This is a genomic window from Micromonospora sp. C28SCA-DRY-2 (assembly GCF_030519475.1).
Lineage (GTDB): Bacteria > Actinomycetota > Actinomycetes > Mycobacteriales > Micromonosporaceae > Micromonospora.
The window spans coordinates 827,854-852,750 of record NZ_JAUMKD010000003.1; the positions used below are offsets into that span (position 1 = coordinate 827,854).

At 73.1% G+C, this 24,897-nt stretch carries 23 protein-coding genes; 7 read left to right on the forward strand and 16 right to left on the reverse strand.

The annotated features are described in order from the left end of the window. Nucleotide 1: 1 nt before the first annotated feature. From Q3W71_RS17345 to Q3W71_RS17355, 3 genes are read left to right on the forward strand one after another with little or no spacing between them, the layout of a single operon-like run. Nucleotides 2–877, forward strand: a complete 876-nt coding sequence (locus tag Q3W71_RS17345) for an acetaldehyde dehydrogenase (acetylating) (protein WP_302920370.1) — start codon at nucleotides 2–4, stop codon at nucleotides 875–877. Next, on the forward strand, nucleotides 874–1,878 hold the full coding sequence (gene dmpG / locus Q3W71_RS17350; protein ID WP_302920371.1) for a 4-hydroxy-2-oxovalerate aldolase: 1,005 nt from the start codon (nucleotides 874–876) through the stop codon (nucleotides 1,876–1,878). The genes Q3W71_RS17345 and dmpG overlap by 4 nt, the downstream gene beginning before the upstream one ends. Next, complete coding sequence (locus tag Q3W71_RS17355; RefSeq protein ID WP_302920372.1) at nucleotides 1,879–2,676, forward strand: 2-keto-4-pentenoate hydratase; 798 nt, start codon at nucleotides 1,879–1,881, stop codon at nucleotides 2,674–2,676. Between the two features lie 409 nt (nucleotides 2,677–3,085). Here the strand turns inward: Q3W71_RS17355 and Q3W71_RS17360 are convergent, their stop codons facing one another. The 3 genes from Q3W71_RS17360 to Q3W71_RS17370 form a co-directional block, all read right to left on the reverse strand. Further along, a complete protein-coding gene (locus tag Q3W71_RS17360; RefSeq protein WP_302920373.1) occupies nucleotides 3,086–3,727 on the reverse strand; it encodes a gamma carbonic anhydrase family protein in 642 nt (213 codons plus the stop codon). Nucleotides 3,728–3,846: 119 nt separating this feature from the next. Then, a complete protein-coding gene (locus Q3W71_RS17365) occupies nucleotides 3,847–4,524 on the reverse strand; it encodes a cellulose binding domain-containing protein (RefSeq protein ID WP_302920374.1) in 678 nt (225 codons plus the stop codon). Between the two features lie 88 nt (nucleotides 4,525–4,612). Beyond that, on the reverse strand, nucleotides 4,613–5,272 hold the full coding sequence (locus Q3W71_RS17370; RefSeq protein WP_302920375.1) for a cellulose binding domain-containing protein: 660 nt from the start codon (nucleotides 5,270–5,272) through the stop codon (nucleotides 4,613–4,615). A gap of 144 nt (nucleotides 5,273–5,416) precedes the next feature. On the opposite strand from Q3W71_RS17370, the gene Q3W71_RS17375 reads away from it, so the two are divergent. Beyond that, complete coding sequence (locus Q3W71_RS17375; RefSeq protein ID WP_302920376.1) at nucleotides 5,417–5,962, forward strand: GNAT family N-acetyltransferase; 546 nt, start codon at nucleotides 5,417–5,419, stop codon at nucleotides 5,960–5,962. A gap of 32 nt (nucleotides 5,963–5,994) precedes the next feature. On the opposite strand, the gene Q3W71_RS17380 is transcribed toward Q3W71_RS17375, so the two are convergent. Then, nucleotides 5,995–6,384: a hypothetical protein gene (locus Q3W71_RS17380; RefSeq protein ID WP_302920378.1), complete on the reverse strand. Its 390-nt coding sequence runs from the start codon at nucleotides 6,382–6,384 to the stop codon at nucleotides 5,995–5,997. A 37-nt stretch (nucleotides 6,385–6,421) separates the two neighbouring features. Continuing rightward, nucleotides 6,422–7,090, reverse strand: a complete 669-nt coding sequence (locus Q3W71_RS17385) for a hypothetical protein (protein ID WP_302920379.1) — start codon at nucleotides 7,088–7,090, stop codon at nucleotides 6,422–6,424. A gap of 167 nt (nucleotides 7,091–7,257) precedes the next feature. On the opposite strand from Q3W71_RS17385, the gene Q3W71_RS17390 reads away from it, so the two are divergent. Further along, nucleotides 7,258–7,446 carry a hypothetical protein gene (locus Q3W71_RS17390; RefSeq protein ID WP_302920380.1) on the forward strand — a complete coding sequence of 63 codons (189 nt, stop codon included), beginning with the start codon at nucleotides 7,258–7,260 and terminating at the stop codon, nucleotides 7,444–7,446. A gap of 20 nt (nucleotides 7,447–7,466) precedes the next feature. On the opposite strand, the gene Q3W71_RS17395 is transcribed toward Q3W71_RS17390, so the two are convergent. Together Q3W71_RS17395 and Q3W71_RS17400 are read right to left on the reverse strand one after the other, a co-directional pair. Continuing rightward, a complete protein-coding gene (locus tag Q3W71_RS17395) occupies nucleotides 7,467–9,140 on the reverse strand; it encodes a right-handed parallel beta-helix repeat-containing protein (RefSeq protein WP_368050786.1) in 1,674 nt (557 codons plus the stop codon). A gap of 155 nt (nucleotides 9,141–9,295) precedes the next feature. Further along, on the reverse strand, nucleotides 9,296–9,943 hold the full coding sequence (locus Q3W71_RS17400) for a C39 family peptidase (protein WP_302920383.1): 648 nt from the start codon (nucleotides 9,941–9,943) through the stop codon (nucleotides 9,296–9,298). A 1,746-nt stretch (nucleotides 9,944–11,689) separates the two neighbouring features. Between Q3W71_RS17400 and Q3W71_RS17405 the strand changes: the two genes are divergently transcribed. Next, complete coding sequence (locus Q3W71_RS17405; protein ID WP_302920384.1) at nucleotides 11,690–12,064, forward strand: ArsC/Spx/MgsR family protein; 375 nt, start codon at nucleotides 11,690–11,692, stop codon at nucleotides 12,062–12,064. Nucleotides 12,065–12,156: 92 nt separating this feature from the next. On the opposite strand, the gene Q3W71_RS17410 is transcribed toward Q3W71_RS17405, so the two are convergent. Further along, a complete protein-coding gene (locus Q3W71_RS17410; protein WP_302920385.1) occupies nucleotides 12,157–12,513 on the reverse strand; it encodes a glyoxalase in 357 nt (118 codons plus the stop codon). A 160-nt stretch (nucleotides 12,514–12,673) separates the two neighbouring features. Here Q3W71_RS17410 and Q3W71_RS17415 point away from each other — a divergent pair, with 160 nt between their 5' ends. Then, nucleotides 12,674–15,529, forward strand: coding sequence for an aconitate hydratase (locus tag Q3W71_RS17415; RefSeq protein WP_302920386.1), 2,856 nt, complete (start codon nucleotides 12,674–12,676; stop codon nucleotides 15,527–15,529). 103 nt (nucleotides 15,530–15,632) lie between these two features. Here the strand turns inward: Q3W71_RS17415 and Q3W71_RS17420 are convergent, their stop codons facing one another. From Q3W71_RS17420 to Q3W71_RS17455, 8 genes are all read right to left on the reverse strand, one after another. Beyond that, nucleotides 15,633–16,235, reverse strand: coding sequence for an ATP/GTP-binding protein (locus tag Q3W71_RS17420; protein WP_302920387.1), 603 nt, complete (start codon nucleotides 16,233–16,235; stop codon nucleotides 15,633–15,635). Continuing rightward, nucleotides 16,216–16,602 carry a DUF742 domain-containing protein gene (locus Q3W71_RS17425; RefSeq protein WP_088992931.1) on the reverse strand — a complete coding sequence of 129 codons (387 nt, stop codon included), beginning with the start codon at nucleotides 16,600–16,602 and terminating at the stop codon, nucleotides 16,216–16,218. Before Q3W71_RS17425 ends, Q3W71_RS17420 begins: the two co-directional genes overlap by 20 nt. 5 nt (nucleotides 16,603–16,607) lie before the next feature. Continuing rightward, a complete protein-coding gene (locus tag Q3W71_RS17430; RefSeq protein WP_088992930.1) occupies nucleotides 16,608–17,030 on the reverse strand; it encodes a roadblock/LC7 domain-containing protein in 423 nt (140 codons plus the stop codon). Nucleotides 17,031–17,122: 92 nt separating this feature from the next. Continuing rightward, entirely contained in the window at nucleotides 17,123–19,735 is a 2,613-nt protein-coding gene (locus tag Q3W71_RS17435) for a nitrate- and nitrite sensing domain-containing protein (RefSeq protein ID WP_302920388.1), read from the reverse strand. Nucleotides 19,736–19,834: 99 nt separating this feature from the next. Then, nucleotides 19,835–21,478 (reverse strand): prenyltransferase/squalene oxidase repeat-containing protein, encoded by a 1,644-nt coding sequence (locus tag Q3W71_RS17440; protein ID WP_302920389.1) that lies wholly within the window; start codon nucleotides 21,476–21,478, stop codon nucleotides 19,835–19,837. Then, the gene (locus tag Q3W71_RS17445) at nucleotides 21,475–22,386 is read right to left on the reverse strand and encodes a terpene synthase family protein (RefSeq protein WP_302920390.1); all 912 of its coding nucleotides are present in this window, start codon (nucleotides 22,384–22,386) and stop codon (nucleotides 21,475–21,477) included. Before Q3W71_RS17445 ends, Q3W71_RS17440 begins: the two co-directional genes overlap by 4 nt. Then, complete coding sequence (locus Q3W71_RS17450) at nucleotides 22,383–23,705, reverse strand: cytochrome P450 (protein ID WP_302920391.1); 1,323 nt, start codon at nucleotides 23,703–23,705, stop codon at nucleotides 22,383–22,385. Before Q3W71_RS17450 ends, Q3W71_RS17445 begins: the two co-directional genes overlap by 4 nt. Nucleotides 23,706–23,930: 225 nt before the next feature. Continuing rightward, the gene (locus Q3W71_RS17455; protein WP_302920393.1) at nucleotides 23,931–24,848 is read right to left on the reverse strand and encodes a GNAT family N-acetyltransferase; all 918 of its coding nucleotides are present in this window, start codon (nucleotides 24,846–24,848) and stop codon (nucleotides 23,931–23,933) included. Between the last annotated feature and the right edge of the window lie 49 nt (nucleotides 24,849–24,897).

Genomic DNA, 24,897 nt, shown 5'->3' on the forward strand with positions numbered 1-24,897 from the left:
TATGCCCGAAAAACTGCCGGCGGCGATCGTCGGTTCAGGCAACATCGGTACGGATCTGCTCTACAAACTACGCCGGTCCGAGCTCGTCGATCCGCGCTTCATGATCGGCATTGCCCCTGGCAGCGAGGGTCTGCGGCGGGCGAAGGACCTCGGCGTCGAGGTGTCCGCGGAGGGCATCGACTGGCTGCTCGACCGGCCGGACCGGCCCCCGCTGGTTTTCGAGGCGACCTCGGCGAAGGTGCATGCCGCAGCCGCGCCGCGCTACGCGGCCGCGGGGATCACCGCGATCGACCTGACACCCGCGTCGGTCGGCCCCTGGGTCGTACCCGCCGTCAACCTCGACGATCATCTGCAGGCACCGAACGTCAACATGGTCAGCTGCGCCGGACAGGCCACGATCCCCCTCCTACACGCGATCAACCAGGTCGCCGACGCCTCGTACGGCGAGATCGTCGCCACCATCGCGAGCGCCAGCGCCGGGCCGGGCACGCGGTGGAATCTCAGCGAGTTCAGTGAGAAGACCGGACAGGCTCTGGTCGCGGTCGCGGGAGTGGACGAGGCCAAGGCGTTCTCGCTGATCAATCCGGCCGAGCCGCCCATGGTCATGCGCGACACCGTGTACGCGAGGGTTCGCCGCAGCGACGCCGGCCGGATCGAGCAGGCCGTGCGCGACATGGTGGAGAAGGTCCGGCGCTACGTGCCGGGTTACCGGCTGCGGCTCGTCGAGGTCAACGGCGACCTCGTCACCGTCATGGTGCAGGTGGAGGGCGCCGGCGACTTCCTGCCCACCTATGCCGGCAATCTCGACATCATCACCGCCGCCGCAGTCGCCGTCGCCGAGCGGATCGCGGAAAAGAGATTTGGGGTCGCACGATGATCACTCTTGTTGACACGAGCCTGCGCGACGGCATGAGTAGCGTGTCGCACCAGTTCACGCCGGAACAGGTCGCCGCGGTGGCGGGAGGTCTCGACCGGGCACGTGTCCGGGTCATCGAGGTCGCCCACGGCATCGGCATCGGCGCCTCCTCGATCCAGTACGGCATCGCCGCCGCGACGGATGTCGAGTACGTACAGGCCGCCGTCGCCGCGGTCGACACCGCCGACATCGCCGTGCTGTACGTGCCGGGAATCTCGACGCTCGCGGCCCTGGACGCCGTCCACCAGGCGGGGGCGACCACGGTGCGGGTCGCCACGCACTGCACCGAGGCCGACTGCGCCGAGCAGCCGATCCGGCACGCCCGCGAGCGGGGTATGCGCGTGATGAGCTTCCTGATGATGAGCCACAAGCTCGAACCCGCAGCGCTCGCCGAGCAGGCTGCCGCCCTGGAGTCCTACGGCGCGCAGGTGATCTACGTGGTCGACTCCGCCGGGGCGCTCGTGCCCGGGTCCGCCGGGGCTCGCGTCGCCGCGCTGCGCGACGCGGTCAGCGCCGACATCGGGTTCCACGCCCACAACAACCTGGGGGTGGGCATCGGCAACGCCCTCGCCGCGGTCGAGAACGGCGCGACCTACATCGACGGGTCACTCCGAGGTTTGGGGGCCAGCGCGGGCAACGCCCAGACGGAGGTGCTCGCGGCAGCGCTGGAACGTGCCGGTCACGACCCGGGGGTCGACGTGTTCGCGCTCATCGAGGTCGCCGAACGCGTCATGGCACCGCTGATGACCGAGCCCCAGATCGTCGACGAGACCGCACTCCTGCTCGGTTACGCCGGTCTCTACTCCACCTTCTTCCACCCGGCGAAGCGCGCCGCGGTCAAGTACGGCGTGCCCATTCGCGAGCTCCTCCTCGAGTTGGGGCGGCGCGAGGTCATCGGCGGCCAGGAGGACATGATCATCGATGTCGCGGCGGAGCTTTCGAGCCGGGCACGGAGGGCGTAGGTGAGGTCTTCCGAGGTCCGCGAGGCGGCCGCCGCGTTGCTCGGTGCCTACCGGTCGGGCACACCGATTCCGCCCCTGAGCACGACCTACCCCGGCGCGACGATCGACGACGCCTACCGGATCCAGCAGGAGCAGGTGCGCGTCTGGACCGAGGTCGGCGACCGGGTGTGCGGCCACAAGATCGGCCTGGTCTCGGCGGCGATCCAGCGGCAGATGGGCGTCCACGAGCCGGACTACGGCCATCTGACCGCGAGCATGTTCCACCCGCAGCACCGGCCCATCCCCGCCGGCACCTTCCTTCAACCCCGGATCGAGCCGGAGATCGCCTTCGTCCTCGGCGCCCCTCTCCGAGGGCCCGGAGTGACGGTCGACGACGCCGGGAGAGCAGTGCGTTGCCTGTTGCCGGCACTCGAGATCGTCGACTCCCGAATCCGGGACTGGAAAGTCTCGATCGTCGACACGATCGCCGACAACGCGTCATCCGGGGCGGTGGTCCTCGGCAGCACCCCGATCGATCCAGCCGACGTCGACCTGCCGTCCGTGAACTGCGCGCTGCTCAGGAACGGCACGGTCACGGAGACCGGTATGGGAGCCGCGGTCCTGGGCACCCCGATCAATGCTCTGGCCTGGCTGGCGAACGCCGTCGGTGCGCAGGGGGTGTCGCTGGAGCCGGGCCAGATCGTGCTGTCCGGCTCCATCACCAGGGCCATCACGATCGCGCCGGGCGACACCGTCACGGCGGACTTCCCCGGGATAGGGACGGTGACGGCGGTGCTGGCCGAGCAAGGCCCGTCCTGACCGCACCGTTCCGCTGGCGACCGATTGACGGGTGGGCCGGGAGGACGACGACCGGAGCAGGCGGAGTTGTCCCACACGATCGCCAGGCGGACTGTCGGCGGGTAGAGGGTGCGCAGGTAGCGGCGGAACTCCAGAACTTCGATCGGTTCTTGGTCTTCTTGATGTGGCCGTAGAGCTTGTCCTTGGCCAGGTCGTAGGCGGCGAACAGGTGCCGCACTCCGGGTGGGCGGTTGTAGGTTGCCCGCCGCCTGCGGCGTGCTCCACGGTCGGGGTCTTCGTGCCTGCCGCCGAGTTCGGCCCACTGCCGGCCCGGGTGCGGTTGCAGGTTCAGCGGGCCGAACTCGTCCAGACAGAACACCATCTCCGGCTCGCCCTCCTCGGGTATGACCTCGCCGTCGGCGATGGTGCGCTAGCCGAGATTCAGAACCTCATCGTCCGCGTGCGTGCCGAACTCGGCGACGCGCACCTCCGCGATGTGCTCGTACCGGCGGATCCGGTCGGTCCACTCCGCGTCCACGCCGAACGCCACCTGCGCGAAGCCCACCCGCCTGACGGCCTCGGCCAGGCCCGGATCGCCAGGCGCCAGCAGCCGCACCGGCGAGTCGAGCGCCACGGTGTACGGCGGCACGAAGTACTCGTCCGGCAGACCGGTGCGGGCATGGACGAGCGCGCCGACAGCGACAACCGAGCCGGCCCCCAACCGTGCGCACTGCAGGACCGTCGCCGCGGTCGCCACATAGACGCACCTGCCGACCTCGCAACCCAGCAGCGTGGCATGCGGCCCCACGAAGACGTGATCGCCGACAAGCACCGGCTGATCGCCGGCGACCGCAGACCCGCGCAACACCGCGTTCTCGCAGATCACCGTCGCCTCCCCGACCTCGATCCGAGACCCCTCGGCATCGAGCACCGCACCGTACATCACCCGCGCCCTCGGCCCCACGCGGACATCACCGACCAGCGTGGCCGTCGGGGCGACGTAGGCGGTGGGATGGACCTGCGGTTCACGCCCGCGGTGCCGGATGCGGACTCCCTGCGCTTCAGCGATCATGAGCGGATTCTCGCCCGACCGACCGCGAGCATGCTGGCGGATTTCAGACGTCGCGATCGCCGAGACATGTGCCATCCACGATCTGAGGCACTACAGGGCGAACGTTGGCTGATACGGCACTAGAGGCCGGTGCAGGCGACGTCGTCGACCGTGCAGCTCGCCGGCCGGCTGTCCGCCCGCTCGACGTAGAACCGCAGCGCCACCGAGGCGCCGCCGGCCAGGTCCCGGCCGCTGCGGTAGCTGAAGCCGTCGCCGGTGCGGCTCATCGTCCCCTGTGGAGCCCCTTCGACCCAGGCGCTGTCCACCCGCCCGCCCGGGAAGGCCAGCCGGGCCGTCCAGTCCCGGTCCGTGGTGGAGGAGTTGCGGATCAACACCTCGCCGATGAACCCGTCGTGGAACGAGTTCACCACCCGGTAGCGGCCGCTCATCGGCGACGGCGGCACGGCCAGCGGCGCGTCGTCGCCGCCGGTGGTGGGTGCGGGAGCGCGGCTGCTCCGACTCGGCGTGGGCCGGGTGGACGGGCTGGAGCTGCGCTCGGCCGGGGTACGCGTCGCCCGCTGGGACGGCGTCGGCGAGGCGGAGCCGGTCGGCGGCAGGGGCAGCTCGGGCAGGGCCACCGTGGGCGGCGGCGGACCCGGCTGCGCGTCGAAGTCGGGGCTGCGTCCCCGGTACGCCCCGAGCGCGACGACCAGCAGCACCACCATCACGGCCACGCCGATCGACACCACGATCCAGGGCGAGGAGGCGACGGCGGTCGTGCCGTACGACTTGCGCGGTGCTCGGCCCGAACCGGACATCTCTTCCCTCCAGCGGTCGTCGGAAGCGTAACGGTCGATGGCGCGCGGGTGACCTCGGCCCGGCCCCTCACCGACCGGGTCCGACCGCTCAGCCGATGACGCAGGCGGCGCCGTTCACCGTGCAGCTTCCCGGGCGGTCACCGGTGCCGTGGCGGGTGAACCGCAGCCCGATCGTCCGGCTCTGCCCGGCGCCCAGCGCTCCGGTGCCGCGCACCACGAACCTGCCGCCGTCCCGGGCCGACACCGCCACCCCGGCGCCCCCGGAGGAGACCTCGATGCTCTTCACGTTGCCCCCGAACACCAGCTCCACCCGCCACTCACGAGCATCGCCGGTGCCGTTGCCGACCACCAGCCGGGCGGTGAACGAGTCCCGGCCGCTCTCCGTCACCCGGTAGCTGGCGGTCACCGCGCCGTCGGCCCGGTCGGCGGTTCGCGGCGAGCGGTCGCTGGCCGGCACCGGCGGTCGCGAGGTGACCCCGGCCGACGGCGTCACCGGCGTCGGGGTCGGCGCCGCCGACAGCGGGGACGCCGACAATCCCGGCAGCACGGGTAGGGACGGCAGAGCCAGCGGCTGCACCGGCGGCGGTGCGGCCGCCGGACGGCGCTCGGGAGCGCGGAACGCCACCAGCGCGACCACGAGCATGGCGGCCAGCAGGGCGACACCGAGCAGGACGATCACCCAGGGCACCGACGCCAGCACCCGCGGCGCGGCGTGCCGTTCCGGATCGCCGACGGGCCGCACAGACATCCGTTCCCCCCTCGTCGGCGCCGACTCGCCAGCGTAGCCAGCGGTCGGGTCGGCCGGAACGGAGCCGTCCGCGATCCGACCGACCGGCCGGCACGCCGCCGAAAACGGTTGGCCGACCGGCGGCGGTTCGGATCTGATCGGCACATGCCCGCCCTGACGCCGCCCACCGAACGGGTACACGCCAGTTTCCTGGCCGCGATGGCCGAGTTCCAGGCCGAGGGCCGGGGCGACCGGCGGGACCTCACCATGGTCGGCGCCGAGATCCGCCGGTACGCGGCGACCTGGCACCGCCCGGAGGCGTTCGCCCGGTACGTGGCCGACCTGCGCGCCCAGGCGCTGCCGGACACGCCGCGACCGGCGGGCTGGGCCCCGGACACCACCCTGTGGTGGGTCGACGGCGACGAGTACCTCGGCCGGATCTCCGTCCGGCACCTGCTCACCGCGCAACTGCGGGAGGTCGGCGGCCACATCGGCTACGACGTACGGCCCACCGCCCGCCGTCGCGGGCACGCCACCGCCATGCTGCGCGCGGCGCTGCCGGTGGCCCACCGGCTCGCCATCGATCCGGCGCTGGTCACCTGCGACGTGGACAACGTCGCCTCGCGTCGGGTGATCGAGCGCAACGGCGGGGTCCTCGCCGACGAACGCGCCGGCAAGCTGCGCTTCTGGGTGCCCACCGGGCAGTCCTGAGCCGCTACCCACCCGGTCCGTCCGGCGGCGGGTCAGGCGGTCCGCACCACTGTGCAGATGACCGGGCCCTGGTCGGTGGTCCGCAGCAGGTAGCGGTACCGCTCGCCGGGCACCCTGCGCCCCGTGCTGTCCAGGAACTCCCACTCCACCGCCACCATGGTCAGCAGGGCGGAGACCGGCTGCACGTCCTCGATGGCGGCGTGCGCGGCGACCAGTTCCCGCTCCTGGTAGTCCGGCGCGGCGCCCACGAAGGACAGTGCGACCGCCGCCGGCGAGGTGAACGAGAAGCTGTACGTGTCGGCGACCACCAGCCCGGGCAGGGCGTAGCAGCCGGCGATGGCGGGCACGTCGCCGGCGGTCAGCGCCACGCCGTACCGGTCGAAGAAGTCGGTCAGCGTGTCCAGGTCGGTGGAGGCTCTCACCCGGCTGACAATTGCCGATCAACCGGCCGGCCAAACCTCAACGCGCCGGTACCCGCACCTCGATCTCGGCCCCGAGCTGCGCGCCCCCGGTCAGGCCGAGGTCGTCGCCGCTCCAGAACCGGCCCGGGTCGTACCAGTTGGGCCGCCGCCCGGCGGGGAGCAGCCCCATCGCCTCGTAGGTCACCGCGACGACCTCCGCGCAGTACGCCGTCTCCAGCGCGCGGTCGCGCACGGGCGTGCCGCCACCGCCCCCGCCCCGGAGCCCGGGTGCCGGCAGCCGGACCGCCGGCACCCGGCCGCGCAGCCAGCGCCAGGCCAGTTGGGCGGTGGACGGGAAGGGCGTGCCGTCCAGACGGGCGATGGTCCGCAGCACCGCGTCCTCCATCCCGGCGTCGGCGGGCGGGTCGAGCTGGCGCAGCCAGGCCCGCTGGCCGTACCGGTTCGCCCAGACGCAGACCGCGTCCCGCAGGTCGTGCAGCTGCACGCCACGCTGGTGGGTGCCCGCCCACAGGTCCGGCAGCGACCGGCCCAGCTCGGCGTGCCACATCAGCGGCGGCATGTCGTCCAGCACCACCGCCATGCCGACGTGGTTGACCGGGCTGTTGGTGGTGAACTGGATGGCCCGGTCCGGCACGCTGCGGCCACGGAACACCCACAGATCGCCGGTGCGGGTCAGCTCGACCGCCTCGTCCAGGCTCACGCTCATGCCGGCACTCCGCTTCGCTCCGTGCCGCCACGAGGCGCGGTCGCACCGCCCCGACGATTCGCTCGCCGGCGCCCGCTCATGCCGGCGCTCCACCGTCGCCCGCCGGCGACACGCCACCGCGGGCCGGACCGCTGATTCGCACCCTCATGGCCGTCTACCCTAGGCCGATGCGGCGACGGTTGCGGTGGTGGAAGGTGCTCGGACTCGCCGGTCTGGCCGGGGTGGCGGCGTCCGGCGTGGTGATCGCCCGCGCGGAGCGGCGGCGGCGCGCGTACACCCCGGAGGAGATCCGGGCCCGGTTGCGGGACCGGCACGCGCAGGCCAGCACGGCGAAGCCGGCCGACGACGCGGCCTGAGCGGCGCGGCCGCGGCGCGGTCAGGGCGTGTCGTCGTGGTTGCGGTCCCAGCTGCCGCCGGCCAGCGGCGTGTCCCGGCGCACCGGGCCGGCGGCGTTGCCGGCGAAGTCGTTGTCCTCGATCCGACAGGCCACGCAGCGGCCCCGCTCGGTGATCCACACGCCGTACGTCTGGGTCTGCTCCTCCCGCCGGTCCCAGATCCGGTTGCCGCGCACGATCGCCGAGTCCACTGGGGCGTTGACGGTGATCCCGGCCCGCACCGGCGGGGCGTCGGGTAGCTCGTACCGGGTGCCGGGCGCCGGGGTGTCCTCGTTCCACGCGGTCACGGTGTCCGGGCGGATCTCGGACAGGGCAAGCTCGGTGTCGGTGTTGCCGGCCACCACCGCCGCCCGCGACCCGACCCGCAGCACCTTGCCGCGATGCCCGTCGGGCGCCCAGTGGGCGCGGCGGTCGGTCATCGACCGGGCGCCGTACCACACCGACTCGCCACCGCCGGAGGTCGCCGGGGCGCACCGCCGGCCGTTGTTGCGGATCCGGTTGCCGACGATCGTCGGGTCGGTCATCGGTCGGTCGATCCGGATCCCGTCGCAGCCGTTCTCCCAGATCTCGTTGCTGTCGATCACGACGTCCAGCGCCGGGCCCTGGTAGCCGTGGCCGAGCACGTGTTCGCGGTAGCCGTGGCCGCCGTTGCGGCTGATCCGGTTGCCCCGGACGGTGTACGGGCCGGGGGTGTTGCCCATGCTCACCCCGTCGCCGATGTTGCCGTCGACGACGCAGTCGGTGAGCAGGCCACCGCGACCGGCGATCCCGGCCGTGCCGTTGGCCGAGACGTCGAAGCCGGCCTCCAGGTTGCCGGTGATGGTGCAGGCCGAGACGATCAGGCCGTCCGCGCCCCAGTCGGAGATGCCGAACCGGTTGGCCTCGCTGTGGCAGCCGACGATGCGGTAGCCGCGCGGGGGCGTCCAGTAGTCCTTCTGCAACTCCAGGAAGATGCCGTTGGTGCCGTTGCCGAGGGCGGTGGAGTTGGCGATGGTGAGCCGCTCCACCGGGCCCCAGCCGCCGATGCCCACGCCGATGCCGGCGCCGCCCATCTCCTCGCCGTTGTCCAGCCGGCCGCAGCCGACCACCACCACCCCGTCGATCAGGCTGTCCTGGAGGAAGTCGCAGCCGAGCCCGGTCGCGCCGGTGTGGTGGATGTAGAGGTTGCGGAAGACACCGCGCACCACGTACTGCAGGCCGAGCCCCTTGGCGAGGTAGTCGTACTGCGCCAGGGCCACCCCCGAGCCGTCGATCTCGAAATCGGCGAAGGTGCAGTCGGCGATGTGCCGGTCCCGGTCCGCGCCGTGCTGCACGGTGGTCCAGAACGCCAGCGGCGTCGGGTCGGCCCGGTTCCCCTCGTTGCTCAGCAGGAAGCGGGTCGCCCCGGGCCCGGCGCCGATCAACGACACCCCGCTGCGCCAGACCGTGCCGGCGTCGCGGATCGAGTAGATGCCCGGCGGGCAGTAGATGACCCGGGCCCGCCCGTCGGCCGCGTAGCCCTCGCCGAGGCGGTCCACCAGCGCGGCCAGCGCCGGCTGGTCGTTGGTCACGCCGTCGCCCCGCAGACCGTACTCCCGGGCGTCGCAGTACAGCGGCGCGCCGGCCACGGGCGTACGGCGCACCGCGGCGACCGTACCCACGCTCTGGTACCCCACCGGACCACTCCCCTCGGCGTACGGTCGGTCGGTTCCTCCCGGCGGCCGGGTTCCCGCTCCCGGTGCCGGAAAACGCGCAGACGCCGAAGGGCCGGCCCCCGGGTTGGGGGTCGGCCCTTCGGCGTTTGGTGTTCTTGGGTTGTCGCCGGTGTTCGTCAGGCGGTGTAGCCGCGGGTGGCGATCCAGTCGGCGAGGTTGTCGATGCTCATCCGGTAGCTGGCGGTGTCCGGGTTGGCCGAGTCGGCGATGGTGACGGTGTTGCCGCCGTCGCGGTAGCCGACGACGCTGATGTAGTGCCCGCCCTCGAAGGAGTGGCTGTTGCCGTCGGTGTCGGTGGCGGTGCCGGCGATGTTGGCGACCACGGCACGGCCTTCGTCGACGGCCTTGATGACGTCGGTGCGCAGCTTGTCGGTCTGCTTGTCGTCCGCTGCACGGTCGCGGATCTCGACGCTGTGGTAGACGTCCTTGCCGGTCTGCTTGTTCAGCACCGGGGTGATGTCGTTGATGGAGTTGGTGCCGGCTTCGGTGGTGCCCATTTCCTTGGCCATGGCGTGGACGTCGATGTTCTTGCCCTGCACGGACAGGGCGTTGCGGGCGGCGGCGGGGCCGCAGTAGTAGAAGTTCGGCTGGGCTTCGTAGCGCACACCCAGCTCCCGCTCACCGTGCTTGCGGTCGGTGGTGATCGACACGGCCGGCTTCTCGGCCGGGGCGGCGAACGCGGTGGCGGGGGCGGCGAGGGCGCCGCCGGTGAAGGCGAGACCAGCAGCGGTCAGAGCGGTCTTACGCAGGATGTCGGTACGCATGATGATCACAAGCCTTTCGATCGGGGGAAACGCGAGGCACACCAAACGGGGGGCGGTGTGGGCCGCGCGCAAGGAAAGGTCGTGCAAAGGAAGGGGGGTCGCTCCCGGCGGCCAGGGGCCTGCTCGGGCGTCCCAGGGGTGTAACCATCCGGGCCAGCCCACCATTCCGGCGGCTCCAGCACCCGGCGCCCGGGGGCCGGGGCTTGCTTGGCCCGTCGGGGGTGTAACCATCCCGGCTGGCCCGCCATTCCGGGGGCTCGGTGCCGGGGGGCGTGCTCGGCCCGTCGGGGGTGTAACCATCCGGGCCGGCCCGCCATTCCGGGGGGCTCCGGCGCCCGGGGGCTTGCTTGGCCCGTCGGGGGGGAGTCAACGACCCGCAGCGAGCGGGCATTCCACCCGCGATCCGGCTGGGCCGCTACCCGCGAGGCCAGCAGGCCGGGGGGTGTGGCGCGGGTCTGCCATGTTCAACGACCCCGACCCGCCACCGATTCCGCCGCCAGGGTGGCCCCGACCACCCCACAACCGCACCCAAACCCCGCACCCCGACACACCACCGGACACCGCGAACCGGACACCCGGCCACTACCGGTCCAGGTAGCACGTCGCAGACAGGCAGCCCGGCACGGACAGGCAACCCGTCACGGACAGGCAACCCGTCACGGACAGGCAACCCGTCACGGACAGGTGGCCCGGTCACGGACAGGGCGGCCCCCCGTCATCGGAACGCGCCGCCTGATCGGAAGCCCGGCCCGTGACGGACGCCCCAGACCATAGCCGGACAGCCAGCCCGGTCACCGGCACGACCGGCCTCGGGGCGGCCTGACCGCGCCGCCCCGAAAGGTGCGCTCAGGGGCTACGTCGGGATCCGTCCCGGCCATGCACGACCCCCTGGAACCGCCAAGCTTGTGCCGGCCCCCGCCCAGCGGGGCGACCTCTTGCGTTCGGTGGTGGGGCGACGACGGTGGCCCACCGGCCACGCTCGGGAGCTGATGCCGCCAACGACTCACCGCGCCACCCCGGGGAGCTGATATCGCCAACGACTCACCACGCCACCCCGGTGATCCACACCGTGTCCGGGATATCGCGGTGTCCGCAGGCTCGGGATGCCGCCATATCCCGGACATGGAGTGGATCAACCCAGCCGAACGCAACCCGGGCCAGGGCGCAGGCCGCCGGCGTCCCGGGGACGGCCAAGCGCCGGCCAATCGACCGAGGGCGTGATACCTCAGCGGCATATTTATGACGCCCAGGTATCACGCCAGCGCGCAACCGCCCGCCGCGGCCGCGACACGCCCAGCCGACCGACTCCGACCGCCCCGATCGGCGCGACCGGCCCGCCCCGACCGGCCTGACCGACCCGTCCCGATCGCCCCGGCCCGCCCCAACCGGCGCGACCGGCGCGGACCGACCCACCCGACCGGCCCGACCGACCCGTCCCGATCGCCCCGGCCCGCCCCAACCACCCCCGACCGGCGCGGCCGACCCACTCAGACCGGCCTGACCCGATCCCCCCAACCCGCCCCGACCGACCCGGCCCCAACCGGCCCAACCGGCCCGACCGGCCCGGCCCCCAACCGGCCCGACCGGGCCGATCGACCGGTACCCGCCAGGCAGATCCCCGCAACATCCCGCAGGTGGTGGCCTCCCGGGCACCCCGAGGCCCCTATATCCCGGACCTCGTGCGAGCCGATCGGTGGGGGTACCGGGGCGGGCGCGGCTCGACGGGTGGCTGGCACCATGGCGGGCATGGAGATCTGGAACAACCCCGCCTGCTCCAAGAGCGCCGGTGCCCGCTCCGCACTGGACGAGGCCGGTGTCGGCTACCAGGTCCGGCCCTACCTGGACCAGCCGCCGACCGTCGAGGAACTGACCGACGTGCTGCGCCGGCTGGACGCGCGTCCCTGGGACATCTGTCGGCTCCAGGAGCCGGCGGCGGCTTCCCGGGGGATGGCCGACTGGCCGCGCGACACGGCGGCCGAGCCGCGCTGGATCGAGGCGATGGTCGCCTCGCCCGAGCTGATCCAGCGACCGATCCTGCTGCTCGACGACGGCGGCGCGCTGGTCGGTCGTACCCCTGAGGCGCTGGACGAGGCCGTGCGCCGCGCCGCCGGCACGGCCTGAACGGGCGACGCTCCCCCCGCGCCGGGCCGGACGCCGCCGGCGGGCTCGACCCCGGGGCTGCGCACGGCCACCCCGACGCGCCCGCCGCGCAGTCAGTCGAGCGGGGCGAGGAACTCCAGCCGGTTGCCGTGTACGTCCTCGGTGTGGAACCGGCGCATCCCGGGTAGCTCGCCATCGCCCCAGGTGACGGGGTGACCGGCGGCGGCGAGCCGGTCGGCGAGCGCGTCCAGGTCCGGCCGGAGCAGGGCGGGGTGCGCCTTGCGGGCGGGCCGGAAGTCGTCCTCGACGCCCAGGTGGAGTTCGGCGCCGTACCCGGTGAACCAGCAGCCGCCGCGGGCCGCGAGCGCCGGCGGCTTGGGCTTCTCGGTGAGGCCGGGCAGGCCGACGTAGAAGGACCGGGACGCATCCTCGGAGCCGCGCGGGCAGGCGAGCTGGACGTGATGGATCATGGTGGTACCTCCTCGTCCCGAACCATGGCACGAGGTTGCGCCTTTAGCAAGACGGACGTACGGTTTTGTTGAAAGCGAGAATCGGCGGTAAGTGTCACCTAACCACGGCGGCACTCCGGCCGGTGCGACAGACTGCTCAGGACTACTCACGGTCGCTGGTGTGAAGGAGTACGACGTGGCGAGCCTCGACACCTTCGGTGCGAAGACCCAGCTACGCGTCGGAGACGCGAGCTACGAGATTTTCAAGATCGGCAAGGTGGACGGCCACGAGCGGCTGCCCTACAGCCTGAAGATCCTGCTGGAGAACCTGCTGCGGACCGAGGACGGCGCGAACATCACCGCCGACCACATCCGGCAGCTCGGCGCGTGGGACCCCACCGCCGACCCGAGCGTGGAGATCCAGTTCACCCCGGCGCGGGTGCTCATGCAGGACTTCACCGGCGTGCCCTGCGTGGTCGACCTGGCCACCATGCGCGAGGCGGTACGCGACCTCGGCGGCGACCCGACCAAGGTCAACCCGCTCGCCCCGGCCGAGCTGGTGATCGACCACTCGGTCATCGCCGACCTGTTCGGCCGCGAGGACGCCTTCCAGCGCAACGTCGAGCTGGAGTACGAGCGCAACAAGGAGCGCTACCAGTTCCTGCGCTGGGGCCAGACCGCGTTCAACGAGTTCAAGGTGGTCCCGCCGGGCACCGGCATCGTGCACCAGGTGAACATCGAGTACCTGGCGCGCACCATCATGGAGCGCAACGGGCAGGCGTACCCGGACACGGTCGTCGGCACCGACTCGCACACCACGATGGTCAACGGCCTGGGCGTGCTGGGCTGGGGCGTCGGCGGCATCGAGGCCGAGGCCGCGATGCTCGGCCAGCCGGTCAGCATGCTGATCCCGCGGGTCGTCGGCTTCAAGCTCTCCGGCGAGATGCCCGCCGGCACCACCGCCACCGACCTGGTGCTCACCATCACCGAGATGCTGCGCAAGCACGGTGTGGTCGGCAAGTTCGTCGAGTTCTACGGCCCCGGCGTGAGCGCCGTGCCGCTGGCCAACCGGGCGACCATCGGCAACATGTCGCCGGAGTACGGCTCCACCGTGGCGATCTTCCCGATCGACGCTGAGACCGTCCGCTACCTGGAGCTGACCGGCCGCGACCCGCAGCAGGTCGCGCTGGTCGAGGCGTACGCCAAGGAGCAGGGCCTCTGGCACGACCCGGACGCCGAGCCGGAGTACTCGGAGCGGCTGGAGCTGGACCTGAGCACCATCGAGCCGTCCCTGGCCGGCCCGAAGCGCCCGCAGGACCGGGTGCCGCTGGGCAGCGCCAAGACGCTGTTCCGCTCGGCCCTGAAGGACTACGTGGCCGCCGACGAGACCGGTGGCGACCGGGGCCGCGCCGCGGGCGTACCGCAGCAGGAGAAGCCGTTCGGGGTGGTCGGCCACGCCGACGAGGCCAGCGCCGAGTCCTTCCCGGCCAGCGACTCCCCCGCCAACGGCGTCAACGACCCGGCCGACGCCCCGCGCGACCTGGAGACGGCAGCGGTGGGGGCCGGCGGCCGGGCCACCAACCCGGTCCGGGTCACCGGCGCGGACGGCACCGAGTTCGAGCTGGACCACGGCGCCGTGGTGATCGCCGCGATCACCTCCTGCACCAACACCTCCAACCCGCAGGTCATGATCGGTGCCGCGCTGCTGGCCCGGAACGCGGTGGAGAAGGGGCTGGCCCGCAAGCCGTGGGTGAAGACCACCCTGGCGCCCGGCTCCAAGGTCGTCATGGACTACTACGAGCGGGCCGGCCTCACCCCCTACCTGGAGAAGCTCGGCTTCCACCTGGTCGGCTACGGCTGCACCACCTGCATCGGCAACTCCGGCCCGCTGCCCGAGGAGATCTCGGCCGCGGTCAACGACGCCGACCTGGCCGTCGTCTCGGTGCTCTCCGGCAACCGCAACTTCGAGGGCCGGATCAACCCGGACGTCAAGATGAACTACCTGGCGTCCCCGCCGCTGGTGGTCGCGTACGCGCTGGCCGGCACGATGGACATCGACCTGGCCAACGAGCCGATCGGCGAGGACAGCCAGGGCAACCCGGTCTTCCTGCGCGACATCTGGCCGAGCAGCGCCGAGATCCAGGACGTCATCGCCTCGGCGATCGGCGCCTCCGGGTTCAGCTCGGCGTACGCCGACGTCTTCGCCGGCGACGAGCGGTGGCAGTCGCTGCCGACCCCGACCGGCGACACCTTCGCCTGGGAGGGCGAGTCGACCTACGTCCGCAAGCCCCCGTACTTCGAGGGCATGGAGCGGGAGCCGAAGGCGGTCACCGACATCGCCGGCGCCCGGGTGCTGGCCAAGCTGGGCGACTCGGTGACCACCGACCACATCTCGCCGGCCGGCTCCATCAAGGCCGACTCCCCCGCCGGGAAGTACCTCGCCGAGCACGGCGTGCCGCGGCACGAGTTCAACTCGTACGGTTCCCGCCGGGGCAACCACGAGGTGATGATCCGGGGCACCTTCGCCAACATCCGGCTGCGCAACCAGCTGGTGCCGGGCGTCGAGGGCGGCTTCACGGTCAACCACCTGACCGGCGAGCAGACCTCGATCTACGACGCCTCGGTGGCCTACCAGGAGGCCGGCGTGCCGCTGGTCGTGCTGGCCGGCAAGGAGTACGGCTCGGGTTCGTCGCGGGACTGGGCGGCCAAGGGCACCATGCTGCTCGGCGTGAAGGCGGTCATCGCCGAGTCGTACGAGCGGATCCACCGCTCGAACCTGATCGGCATGGGCGTGCTGCCGCTGCAGTTCCCGGCCGGCGAGACCGCCGAGTCGCTCGGGCTCACCGGCACCGAGACGTTCTCGATCAGCGGGGTGACCGCGCTGAACGACGGCGAGACGCCGCGTACTGTCAAGGTCAGCACCGACACCGGTATCGAGTTCGACGCGGTGGTCCGGATCGACACCCCCGGTGAGGCGGACTACTACCGGCACGGCGGCATCCTGCAGTACGTGCTGCGCCGCATGATCGCCAGCTGACGGTGACGACGGAAGGGCCCCTTCCCGCGCGAGCGGGAAGGGGCCCTTCGGCGTACGCCTCAGGTTGCCGGCGCCGGGCGACCGGCGGCCGGACCGGGCCGGGTCACTCGGCGCGGCGGCGGGCGTCCCGGACCTTCATGGCGTGCTCCATCAGCGTGATGAGCACCTCCTTGCTGGACTCCCGCTGCCGGGCGTCGCAGAGCAGCACCGGCACCCCCGGGTCCAGGTTGAGGGCCGCCTGCACCTCGTCCAGCCGGTACTGCCGGGCGCCCTCGAAGCAGTTCACCGCCACCACGAACGGGGTGCCCCGCCCCTCGAAGTAGTCGATGGAGGGGAAGCAGTCGGCCAGCCGGCGGGTGTCCGCCAACACGACCGCGCCGATCGCGCCGAGCGCCAGCTCGTCCCAGACGAACCAGAACCGGTCCTGGCCGGGGGTGCCGAACAGGTAGAGCACCAGGTCGTCGCTGATGGTGATCCGGCCGAAGTCCATCGCCACCGTGGTGGTGGTCTTGCTCTCCACGCCGGAGAGGTCGTCGATGCCGACGCCGCTCTCGGTCAGCACCTCCTCGGTGCGCAACGGGCGCGTCTCGCTGACCGCACCGACCATGGTGGTCTTGCCCACGCCGAAGCCGCCCGCGACCAGGATCTTGATCGCGGTGGGCAGTGGGGTCGCTCCCGCCGGCCGCTCAGAGTGCCCGTAGTCCATTGATTACCGCCTCGAAAACGCTGTTGTCGGGAAGGCCGGCCGTGTTCCGCGGCTCGCGGACCTGCACCAGGTTGCGGGCCACCAGATCGCCGAGCAGGACGCGGATGGTGCCCACCGGCAGATCCAGGTGGGCGGCGATCTCGGCGACGGACTGCATCCGCTGGCAGAGCCCGACGATCGCCAGGTGCTCCGGGCCCAGGCCGACCTCCGGCGTCACGTCGGCCCGGGTCGCCGTCACCAGGGAGATCAGGTCGAACGTGCCGGTGACCGGGCGGGCCCGGCCACGCGTCACCGCGTACGGACGCACCACCGGACCCGCATGGTCGTCCACCCACTGATGTTCCGCGGACTCTCCCTGCACGGTCATCGCGGCTACTTCTCGCCGGCCGACTGCTCGGCGTTGCGTGTCGGCGAGGCGACGAACTTGCCGACCCGGGTGACCAGCATCGCCATCTCGTACGCGATCAGGCCGACGTCGGCGTCCTCGCTGGCCAGCACCGCGAGGCAGGCGTTGCGCCCGGCGGCTGTGACGAACAGGAACGAGGACTGCATCTCAATGATGGTCTGCTGCACCTGCCCGCCGCCGAAGCGCTTGCCGGCGCCCCGGGCCAGGCTCTGGATCCCGGCCGCCATCGCCGCGAGGTGCTCTCCGTCGTCGCGGCTGAGCCCCTGCGAGGAGGCCATCAGCAGGCCGTCCGTCGAGAGCGCGACCGCATGCTCGGCCTGCTTAACCCGGCCGACCAGATCATCCAGCAACCACGTCAGGTCGGCACTCGAAGCCGTCTTCTGCGCCACTCGTCGTCCTCTTCTCCCCCGGCTGTTGTCGCCGTGCTCGTGTGGGGCTGACCGTCACGTCGCGAGCGGGGTACCCGCACCGCCCGCACCGGTCAGGTCGCTTGTTGCTCGTCGGGGTCGGGCCCGGAGTCCGGCCTGGCGCCGGGCCCGCCGAGCAGTCGCGCCGCGTCCGTACGCCCGCGCCGGGTGCCGGTCTGGTAGGAGCTCATCATCCGGCGTACCTGCTCGGGTGGGCGGACCACGTCCTCGTCGTCGTCCGGGGCGGCCGGCTCGTCGCGCAGCTCGGGCACGATGTTGGCCTGCCGGACCCGGACCGGCAGCCCGGAGTCGGTCCGGGCCGGTCGCGGCTGGGGGACGGCGGCCTCCGGGCCACCGTCGGTCGCCGGCGCGACCTCGCCGGCGGGCGGCGGACCGGCCGGGGAACCGGTCGGCGCGGCGTCCAGGTCGGACCGGGCGGCCGCCATCGGCAGGCCGGTCGGGAAGGTCGGCCCGTCCAGCGCCGCCTGCTCCGACCAGCGCCGGGCGCGGGTGGGCAGCGGGTCCTCGCCGGCCGGCAGGCTCCGGCCCCGGGTCCGGGTGGGCAGCCCGCCGTCCGCACCTCCGTCACCCTCGCCCGCACCGCCGTCGTCGGCACCGCCGTCGCCGCCCACCGTGGCCACCGGGGCCGGTTCCGCCGGCTCGGCGACGACCGGCGGCTCGGCCAGCGCCACCGGCGCCACCAGCGGGGCGGGCGGCTGTTCGCCGGCCGGCGCGGCCGGACCGGCGGTGACGGCGGGCGCCGCCGCCGGGGCACCCACCGGGAAACCGCCGGAGGTGCTCGGGTCGGCGTCGTCGGCGGTGACCAGGTCGGCCGGGATCAGCACGACAGCGGTCGTGCCGCCGTACGCGGACTCCTTCAGCTGCACCCGGATGCCGTGCCGCTCGGTCAGCCGGCTCACCACGTACAGGCCGAGCCGGGCGGCGTTGGCCAGGTTGAGCTCGGACTGGTCCACGATCCGGTGGTTCGCGGCGGCCAGGTCCTCCTCGCTCATGCCCAGGCCACGGTCCTCGATCTCGATGGCGAAGCCGTTGGCCACCATCTGGCCGCGCACCTCCACGGTGGTGTGCGGCGGCGAGAAGGACAGGCCGTTCTCGATCAGCTCGGCGAGCAGGTGGATGACGTCACCGACCGCGCGGCCGGTCAGCGACACCGGCCCGAGCGGCAGCACGTTGACCCGGGTGTAGTCCTCGACCTCGGCGACCGCGCCGCGGACCACGTCGACCATCGGCACGTTGCGCCGCCAGGCGCGGCCGGGCGTGGAGCCGGAGAGCACGATCAGGTTCTCCGCGTTGCGCCGCATCCGGGTGGCCAGGTGGTCGACCCGGAACAGGTCCTCCAGCTCCTCGGCGTCCTGCTCCCGCCGCTCCATCGCGTCGAGCAGGGTGAGCTGGCGGTGCACCAGCGCCTGGGTGCGCCGGGCCAGGCTGAGGAACACCTCGCGGACGTTGCGGCGCAGCTCGGCCTGCTCGACAGCGGTCCGGATCGCCGTCTCCTGCACCGCGTTGAAGGCCTTGCCCACCTGGCCGATCTCGTCGTCGCCGAACTCCAGCGGCGGCGCCTCCTTGGCCACGTCGACCTCCTCGCCGTGGCCGAGCCGCTCGACCACGCTGGGCAGCCGCTCGTTGGCCAGCCGGAAGGCCGCCTCGCGCAACCGCTCCAGCTGGCGCACCAGGGCCCGGGCCGTGGTGATCGACACGATGATCGAGGCGACGACGGCGAGCAGGCCGAGGCCGGCGGCGAGCACCAGCCGGACGATGACGCCGATCGCGATCGGGGTGGCCCGGTCGACGATGTCGTCACCGCCGGCGAGCACCACGTCGCCGATCTCGGTCAGCGCCGGGCCGGTGGTGTCGTTCCACTCCGCCGCCTCGACCGGCGGCCGGGTGCCGGCGTCGCTCTGCATGACCTGGTTCTCCAGGTCGGCCAGCCGGCGGAAGGTCTCGCCGGTGGACATCTGGTCGTAGCGGCGCTGGTCGGCGGCGGGCAGCCGGACGATCGACTGGGCGGCGGTGAACTGCCGGGCACCGACGATCCGGGTGAACTCCGCCCGCTCCGCCGGGGTGATCCGCCCGGCGGCCAGCACGCCGGCGAGCAGGGCGTCCTCCTGGGACAGCAGTTCCCGGGCCCGGTTCAGGCCGATCAGCGCGGCGGTGTCCTCGGCGGCCTGCTCGTCGTCGAGGTTGCCGAGCGCGTCGTAGACGCGGTAGATCGACTCGATCAGCTCGGTGAACGCGCCACCGGCCTCGGCCCGGTCGATGCTCTTGTCGTCGACAGCGGTACGGGTGGCCGACAGCTCGTCGAGCCCGCCGACCAGTTCGTCGAGCCGCTGGTCCAGCGTGTCGCTGCCGAGCGCGGCGACCTGCCAGCTGTCGATGGACTCGGTGAACTCGGCGGCCAGCTGGTCGGTGCGCTGCCGCACCTCGGCCAGGGCCGCGCGCTGACCGTCGTCGGGGCGCCCGAGGAAGGTCAGCGACGTCCGGCGTTCCAGCTGCAGCTGCAGCAGCAGCGGCTCGGTGGGGTTGAAGACCTTGCTGTCCAACGCCTGCACGCCGAGCAGGTTCACGCCGTCCCGGATGGTCACCCAGGCGGTGAAGCTCCAGAGCGCGACCAGCGAGGCGAGCAGGGCGACAACCTTGGTACGCAGATTCGAACTGCGGGAACCCATTACACCGTCCCTGGCGTGGCCTGTGTGATCCGTCAGTCAGTGGCGCACGTGCGCGCACGCATCGACCCCGGCGCACGCTAGCAGCGTCCGCTTCGTCACTCAAGCGCTCCTGATCATGGAATCGTCCGGGGCGGCCGCGCGCCGCCCCGCCCCACCCGCCCCGAGCAGGTCCGATCTGGTCAGCGCGAGCTGCCGGGCGGCGAGCACGGCCGACCGGACGATCAGCACGGGAGCGTAGAGGTCCTTGTCGTGCCACAGTGGCGGATCGTCGCGCCGGCCGTCCATCGTGGCCAGCTGGTGCAGGCCCCGGCGGGCCGCCTCCGGCACCCCCGGCCGCGCCGGCCGGTCGGCGCCGAGCAGCACGTGCAGCGCGTACGCGGTCTCCTCCACGGTGCCGCTCCAGCGCCCCCACGACCCGTCCGGCCGCTGGGTGGCCACCACCCAGTCCACCGCCCGGTCCACCGCCGCCCCGGCCAGCTCGGCCGGCGCGTACCCGGTCAACGCCAGCACCGCGCACGAGGTGGCGTAGTACGGCGAGGCGTGCCAGCGGTCGGCCCACCGCCCGTCCGGCTGCTGCTGCTCGCGCAGCCAGCCGGCGAGCGCGGTGACCCGCTCGCCGTAGCGGGCGGCGCCGGTCGTGGTGTGCCGGGCGTGCCAGCCCAGCGCCTCCAGCACGTGCGCGTTGGTGGTCACCGACCGCCCGTCCTCGCCGCGCCAGGTGCAGAAGTGGCTGCCCACGTCGTAGTTCAGCAGGCTGGCCGGGTCCACCGGGTGGCCGAGCCGGGCCAGCGCGTACAGGGTGACCGAGGTGGTGTCGGCATCGGCCGGCAGGCCCGGCCCGGTCGGGGTGCCCTGCGGGCCGAGCGCGCCGGCCAGCTCCGCGACCAGCTTCGGCGCCGGCCGTACCGGCACCCCGGCCCGGGCCAGGTTGCTCAGCGCCCAGGCCCGCTCGAAGACCGTGATCGGGGTGCAGCAGGGCACCGGGCCGCCGTGCGGGCGGACCGCCTCGGTCAGGTAGGCCCGCACGGCCGGGTCCGCCGCGTCCGGGGTGCCGCCGACCCACGCGGCGGTGGCGGCCGGCGAGGCACCCACCGCGCCGGCGACCGGCGCGACGTCGGGCCGCCCCCGGGCGGCCGGGCCGAGCACCTCGAAGGCGTGCTGGAGTTTCTGCGGCACCGGCCGGCCACTGGCCAGCAGCGCGCCGAGGCCGTCCAGCCGCCGCCGGTCCACCGCCGGCAGGCGCCGGCCGGCCCAGCCGTCCGGGCCGGTGCCGGGGCGCTCGTCGAACCACTCCAGGTGGGCGTCGATCCGCTCGACCAGCGCCGGCACGATCAGGTCGGCGGCCGGGGTGTCCGGCAGCGGCAGCCCGTCGGCGAGCCACCCGCGGAGCGCGTCCAGCCCGCGCCGGGCCGCGCCGGCCAGATCGGTCCAGGACGGCTCACCCGGCCCGCTGCCGCCGCCGGCGCGCAACGTGGCGAGCAGCGCCTCCACCGCGCTGGCCGTGGGCACCAGGGCGTAGCCGCCGGGCGCACCCCACCCGCCGTCGCGGCGCTGGTTGCCCAGCAGGTACGCCAACCGCCGGTCGTGGCCGGTGAGCCAGGGCGCGTCGGCGACCAGCCGGCCGGTCTCGTACACCGACGCGGTCACCCGGCCGGCCGGCTCCAGGGCCAGCGCGGCGAGCAGTTCCCGGGCCGCCGCGGCGACCTCGGACCCCGCCCTGGTGCCGAGCTCCGAGGCGGTCACAGCGTGCCCCAGAAGTCGGTGGAACGGTAGAAGCCGCTGCTGAAGCCGATCTGCCGGGCCAGGTAGTCGGCCTGCACCGGGCAGCTGTCCCGCAGCGGGGCCAGCAGCTCGCGGGCGCGGGCGACCAGCTCGTCGATCCGCCGCCGCACCACGGCCGGGTCGTCCACCAGCAACAGCGCGTTGAGGTCGCCCCAGCGCAGGTCCCGCTCGTAGGTGCCGAGGTCGTTGACCAGGCGCAGGATCCGCTGCACCTCGGCGCTGGCCACCACCAGCGCGTCCAGGTGGGCGAGCGTCACCGGGTCGTCGGAGTGGATCCAGTGCACGACGTTGACCACCGTGCAGGCCAGGTTGTCGGCGTTGTCCAGGTACTCGTCGAGGGTGGGCAGGCCAGCGGCGCCGGCCGCCTGCTTCCAGTCCCACTCCCGCGCCATGGCGTCGAGCACCTTGCGCAGCTCGGCCCGCCACACCGGCGCGTGGGTCCGGTACGCCGGCACGGCGGCCAGCTCGTCGCGCAGCTCGGCCAGGAACCGGCCGAGCGGGTCGTCGCCGGCCGGGGCGGCGCCGTCGGCCACCGCCAGGCAGTTCGCGGCCAGCCGGTCGATCTCGTCCCGGCCCTTGGCGACGTAGTCGACCTGCCAGTCGACGGCGAAGCCCCAGAGCACCGCCCGGTTCGTGATCCGCAGCTGGTCAAGGTCGCACCACGGGGCGCCGAAGGCGATGGCCATCGCGACGTTGCCGAACAACGCCGGGTCGAACGGCCGGGGCGGGAAGAGTTCCGGGTACGCGGCGGCGCGTTCGGCCAGGTCGCGTTGCCCCTTGGCGGCGAGGGCGCAGATCCGGCCCTGTTCGGCGGCCAGCGCGATCTGGTCGCCGCCGTCGGACGGCGGCGACGCGGGTCGGGCGCTCATGCCGCGGCGCTCCGCACCGGGCGCAGGGTCAGCTCGACCCGCTCCAGGGGCCGCAGCGCGGCGGCCACCTTGATGCCGGGCACCGCCGGGCGCTGGAGGCGGAACCGGTAGCGGCTCAGCAGGGTCGCCACGATGAGCGTTGCCTCGAGGTAGAACAGGTGCATGCCGAGGCACTGGTGCGGGCCGCCGCCGAACGGGAAGTGCGCGTACCGGTGCCGGCTACGGGCCCGCTCCGGGGCGAACCGGTCGGGGTCGAAGACCTCCGGCCGGTCCCAGAACATCGACATCCGGTGGGTGATCAGCGGGCTCACCACGAGGGTGGCGCCGGCCTCGATCCGCACCCCGCCGAGGACGTCGGCCTCGACCGCCCGGCGCGGGAAGAGCCAGCCGATCGGGTAGAGCCGGAGCAGCTCGTCGAGGACCTGCCGGGTGTAGCGCAGCTCGCGCAGGTGCTCGCGGCGTACCGGGGCGTCGCCGACCACCCGGTCGATCTCCTCGTAGAGCCGCTCGGCGATCACCGGGTCCTGCTCGATGTGCGGCCAGAGCCAGGTCAGCACGCTGATCGTGGTCTCGGTGGTGGTGGCCACCATGGCCACCGTGTCGTTGCGGACCTGGCGCTCGTCGAGGCGGCTGCCGTCCTCGGCGCGGCCGCGCCAGAGGGTGGAGATGATGTCGTCGCCGTCGGAGTCGGCGGTCGCCCGGGAGGCCCGGACGATCGGCATCAGCGTGTCGTCGATGAGCCGGACGGCCCGGCGGAACGCGCGGTCACCGGGCATCGGCATGGCCAGCGGGGCCCACGGCACCATGATGCGCGGCATCACCGACCAGGCGATCGCGTCCTGCGCCTCCATGATCTTCATGGCGTCCGGCACGGAGATCTTGTCGGCGAAGAAGACCCGCATGATCGCCGAGCAGACGATCCGGGCCTGCTCGGTGCCCATGTCGACCGGCTGGCCGGCCCGGGCCGGGGCGTCCAGCTCGTCGACCGCGTCCTCGATCGCCTCGGCCAGCCGGTCGACCAGGTTGTCGATCCGCCGCGCGGTGAACAGCGGCTGGAGGATGTGCCGGCTGTTCGACCAGTACTCGCCGTCGCTGAGGATGCCCTCGCCGAACAACCGCTTCAGCGGCCGCCACTGGAGCCCGTCGCCGGCCCGGACGTAGTTGGCGGCCTTCTCCCGGAGCACCTGCTGCAGGTGCTCCGGCCGGGTGACCAGGTAGGGACGGAACGAGCCGAGGTTGAGCTTGACCACCTCGCCCCGGGACCGTTCCCCGAACTCGACCAGCGCCTGCGCCGGGTCACGGAGCAGGCTCGGCACCACCTGGCGCAGTGGGACCGCGTCCGCTCGTCTGGTATGGACCGGCGCGGTGTGTGGCACTCCCACGGTGCTCTGTGCCCCCTTCGGCAACCGTGCGTCGCGGCACGACTGTGTGCAGTAAGCGTTTCGCCGAGCATGCCATTGCCGCGTCAAGTTTCTCTAGTCGTACCAAGAGAAATTTTCGCGGTCGGCATTGCCGCACTCCAGAAGGGATTGACGTGGGAACGCTCAGGGGCGCAGATCCCGCAGGTAGCGGTACTCGGCAGCGATCGGCCGGTAGCCGTGCCACCGGTTGAGGGTCAGCATCGCGTCGTTGCCGGCGTCGTTGACGGTGAGGGCGGTCCGGTAGCCGGCGGCCCGGGCCGCCCGCAACGACGCGTCCTTGACCGCCCGGGCCAGCCCCCGGCCGCGCCAGTCGCGGCGGGTGCCGGTCATCCCCGACTGGTAGCGGTCCCGGCCGTCGGTCAGCGCCACGCTGAAGGCGACCACCGCACCGTCCACCACCGCCACCGTGGTCAGCCCCCGGTCCAGGTCCGGCCGCTCCCAGTACGCCGAGCGCCAGTCGGCGTAACCGACCTCCACCATGCCGACGTCGCCGGGCTCGTCCCGGGCGGCGTCCAGGTCCGCCTCGTAGAGCGGGCGCGGGTCGCCGAGGTCGGCGGCCGTGGCGAGCCGCACCGGCAACGCCAGCGGCGGGGGCTCGGGCAGCACCGCGGCGGCCAGGTCCAGGCCGAGCAGCAACGAACGCCGGCCGCGCTGGTAGCCGTGCCGCTCGGCGAAGGCCAGCGCCGCCGCCTCGTCGACCACCCGGGCGTACGCCCGCCGCACGCCCAGCCCGGCGAGCCGCGCCTCGGCGGCGGCGAGCAGCGCGGAGCCCACGCCGCGACCCCGCCACCCGGGGTGCACGACCAGGTTGACGAAGCCCCAGTCGGGCTCCCCGCTCTCGTGCAGCAGCCCGGTACGGGCCACCCCGGCCGCCTCGCCACCGGCCTCGGCGACCAGCAGCCCGAAGCGTTCCGCGGCCGGCGCGCCGGTGAGCTGCCAGCGGACCAGTTCCGGGGTGGCGATCAGCGGGCTGGCCGCGCGCAGCAGCGCGGCGACCGGCTCCGCGTCGTCGGTGCCGGCGGGGCGGACGGTGACGGTCATGACCCGGCAACCTACCGCAGCGGCCGGCCGGGCCGGGACCGCGCGCGAT

What these genes read in the sequence shown, in the direction of transcription:
- Q3W71_RS17345 (WP_302920370.1), top strand. Translation starts at nt 2, where the DNA reads ATGCCCGAAAAACTGCCGGCGGCGATCGTCGGTTCAGGCAACATCGGT.
- dmpG (WP_302920371.1), top strand. Translation starts at nt 874, where the DNA reads ATGATCACTCTTGTTGACACGAGCCTGCGCGACGGCATGAGTAGCGTG.
- Q3W71_RS17360 (WP_302920373.1), bottom strand. Translation starts at nt 3,727, where the DNA reads ATGATCGCTGAAGCGCAGGGAGTCCGCATCCGGCACCGCGGGCGTGAA.
- Q3W71_RS17365 (WP_302920374.1), bottom strand. Translation starts at nt 4,524, where the DNA reads ATGTCCGGTTCGGGCCGAGCACCGCGCAAGTCGTACGGCACGACCGCC.
- Q3W71_RS17370 (WP_302920375.1), bottom strand. Translation starts at nt 5,272, where the DNA reads ATGTCTGTGCGGCCCGTCGGCGATCCGGAACGGCACGCCGCGCCGCGG.
- Q3W71_RS17375 (WP_302920376.1), top strand. Translation starts at nt 5,417, where the DNA reads ATGCCCGCCCTGACGCCGCCCACCGAACGGGTACACGCCAGTTTCCTG.
- Q3W71_RS17385 (WP_302920379.1), bottom strand. Translation starts at nt 7,090, where the DNA reads ATGAGCGTGAGCCTGGACGAGGCGGTCGAGCTGACCCGCACCGGCGAT.
- Q3W71_RS17390 (WP_302920380.1), top strand. Translation starts at nt 7,258, where the DNA reads ATGCGGCGACGGTTGCGGTGGTGGAAGGTGCTCGGACTCGCCGGTCTG.
- Q3W71_RS17400 (WP_302920383.1), bottom strand. Translation starts at nt 9,943, where the DNA reads ATGCGTACCGACATCCTGCGTAAGACCGCTCTGACCGCTGCTGGTCTC.
- Q3W71_RS17405 (WP_302920384.1), top strand. Translation starts at nt 11,690, where the DNA reads ATGGAGATCTGGAACAACCCCGCCTGCTCCAAGAGCGCCGGTGCCCGC.
- Q3W71_RS17410 (WP_302920385.1), bottom strand. Translation starts at nt 12,513, where the DNA reads ATGATCCATCACGTCCAGCTCGCCTGCCCGCGCGGCTCCGAGGATGCG.
- Q3W71_RS17420 (WP_302920387.1), bottom strand. Translation starts at nt 16,235, where the DNA reads ATGGACTACGGGCACTCTGAGCGGCCGGCGGGAGCGACCCCACTGCCC.
- Q3W71_RS17425 (WP_088992931.1), bottom strand. Translation starts at nt 16,602, where the DNA reads ATGACCGTGCAGGGAGAGTCCGCGGAACATCAGTGGGTGGACGACCAT.
- Q3W71_RS17435 (WP_302920388.1), bottom strand. Translation starts at nt 19,735, where the DNA reads ATGGGTTCCCGCAGTTCGAATCTGCGTACCAAGGTTGTCGCCCTGCTC.
- Q3W71_RS17445 (WP_302920390.1), bottom strand. Translation starts at nt 22,386, where the DNA reads ATGAGCGCCCGACCCGCGTCGCCGCCGTCCGACGGCGGCGACCAGATC.
- Q3W71_RS17455 (WP_302920393.1), bottom strand. Translation starts at nt 24,848, where the DNA reads ATGACCGTCACCGTCCGCCCCGCCGGCACCGACGACGCGGAGCCGGTC.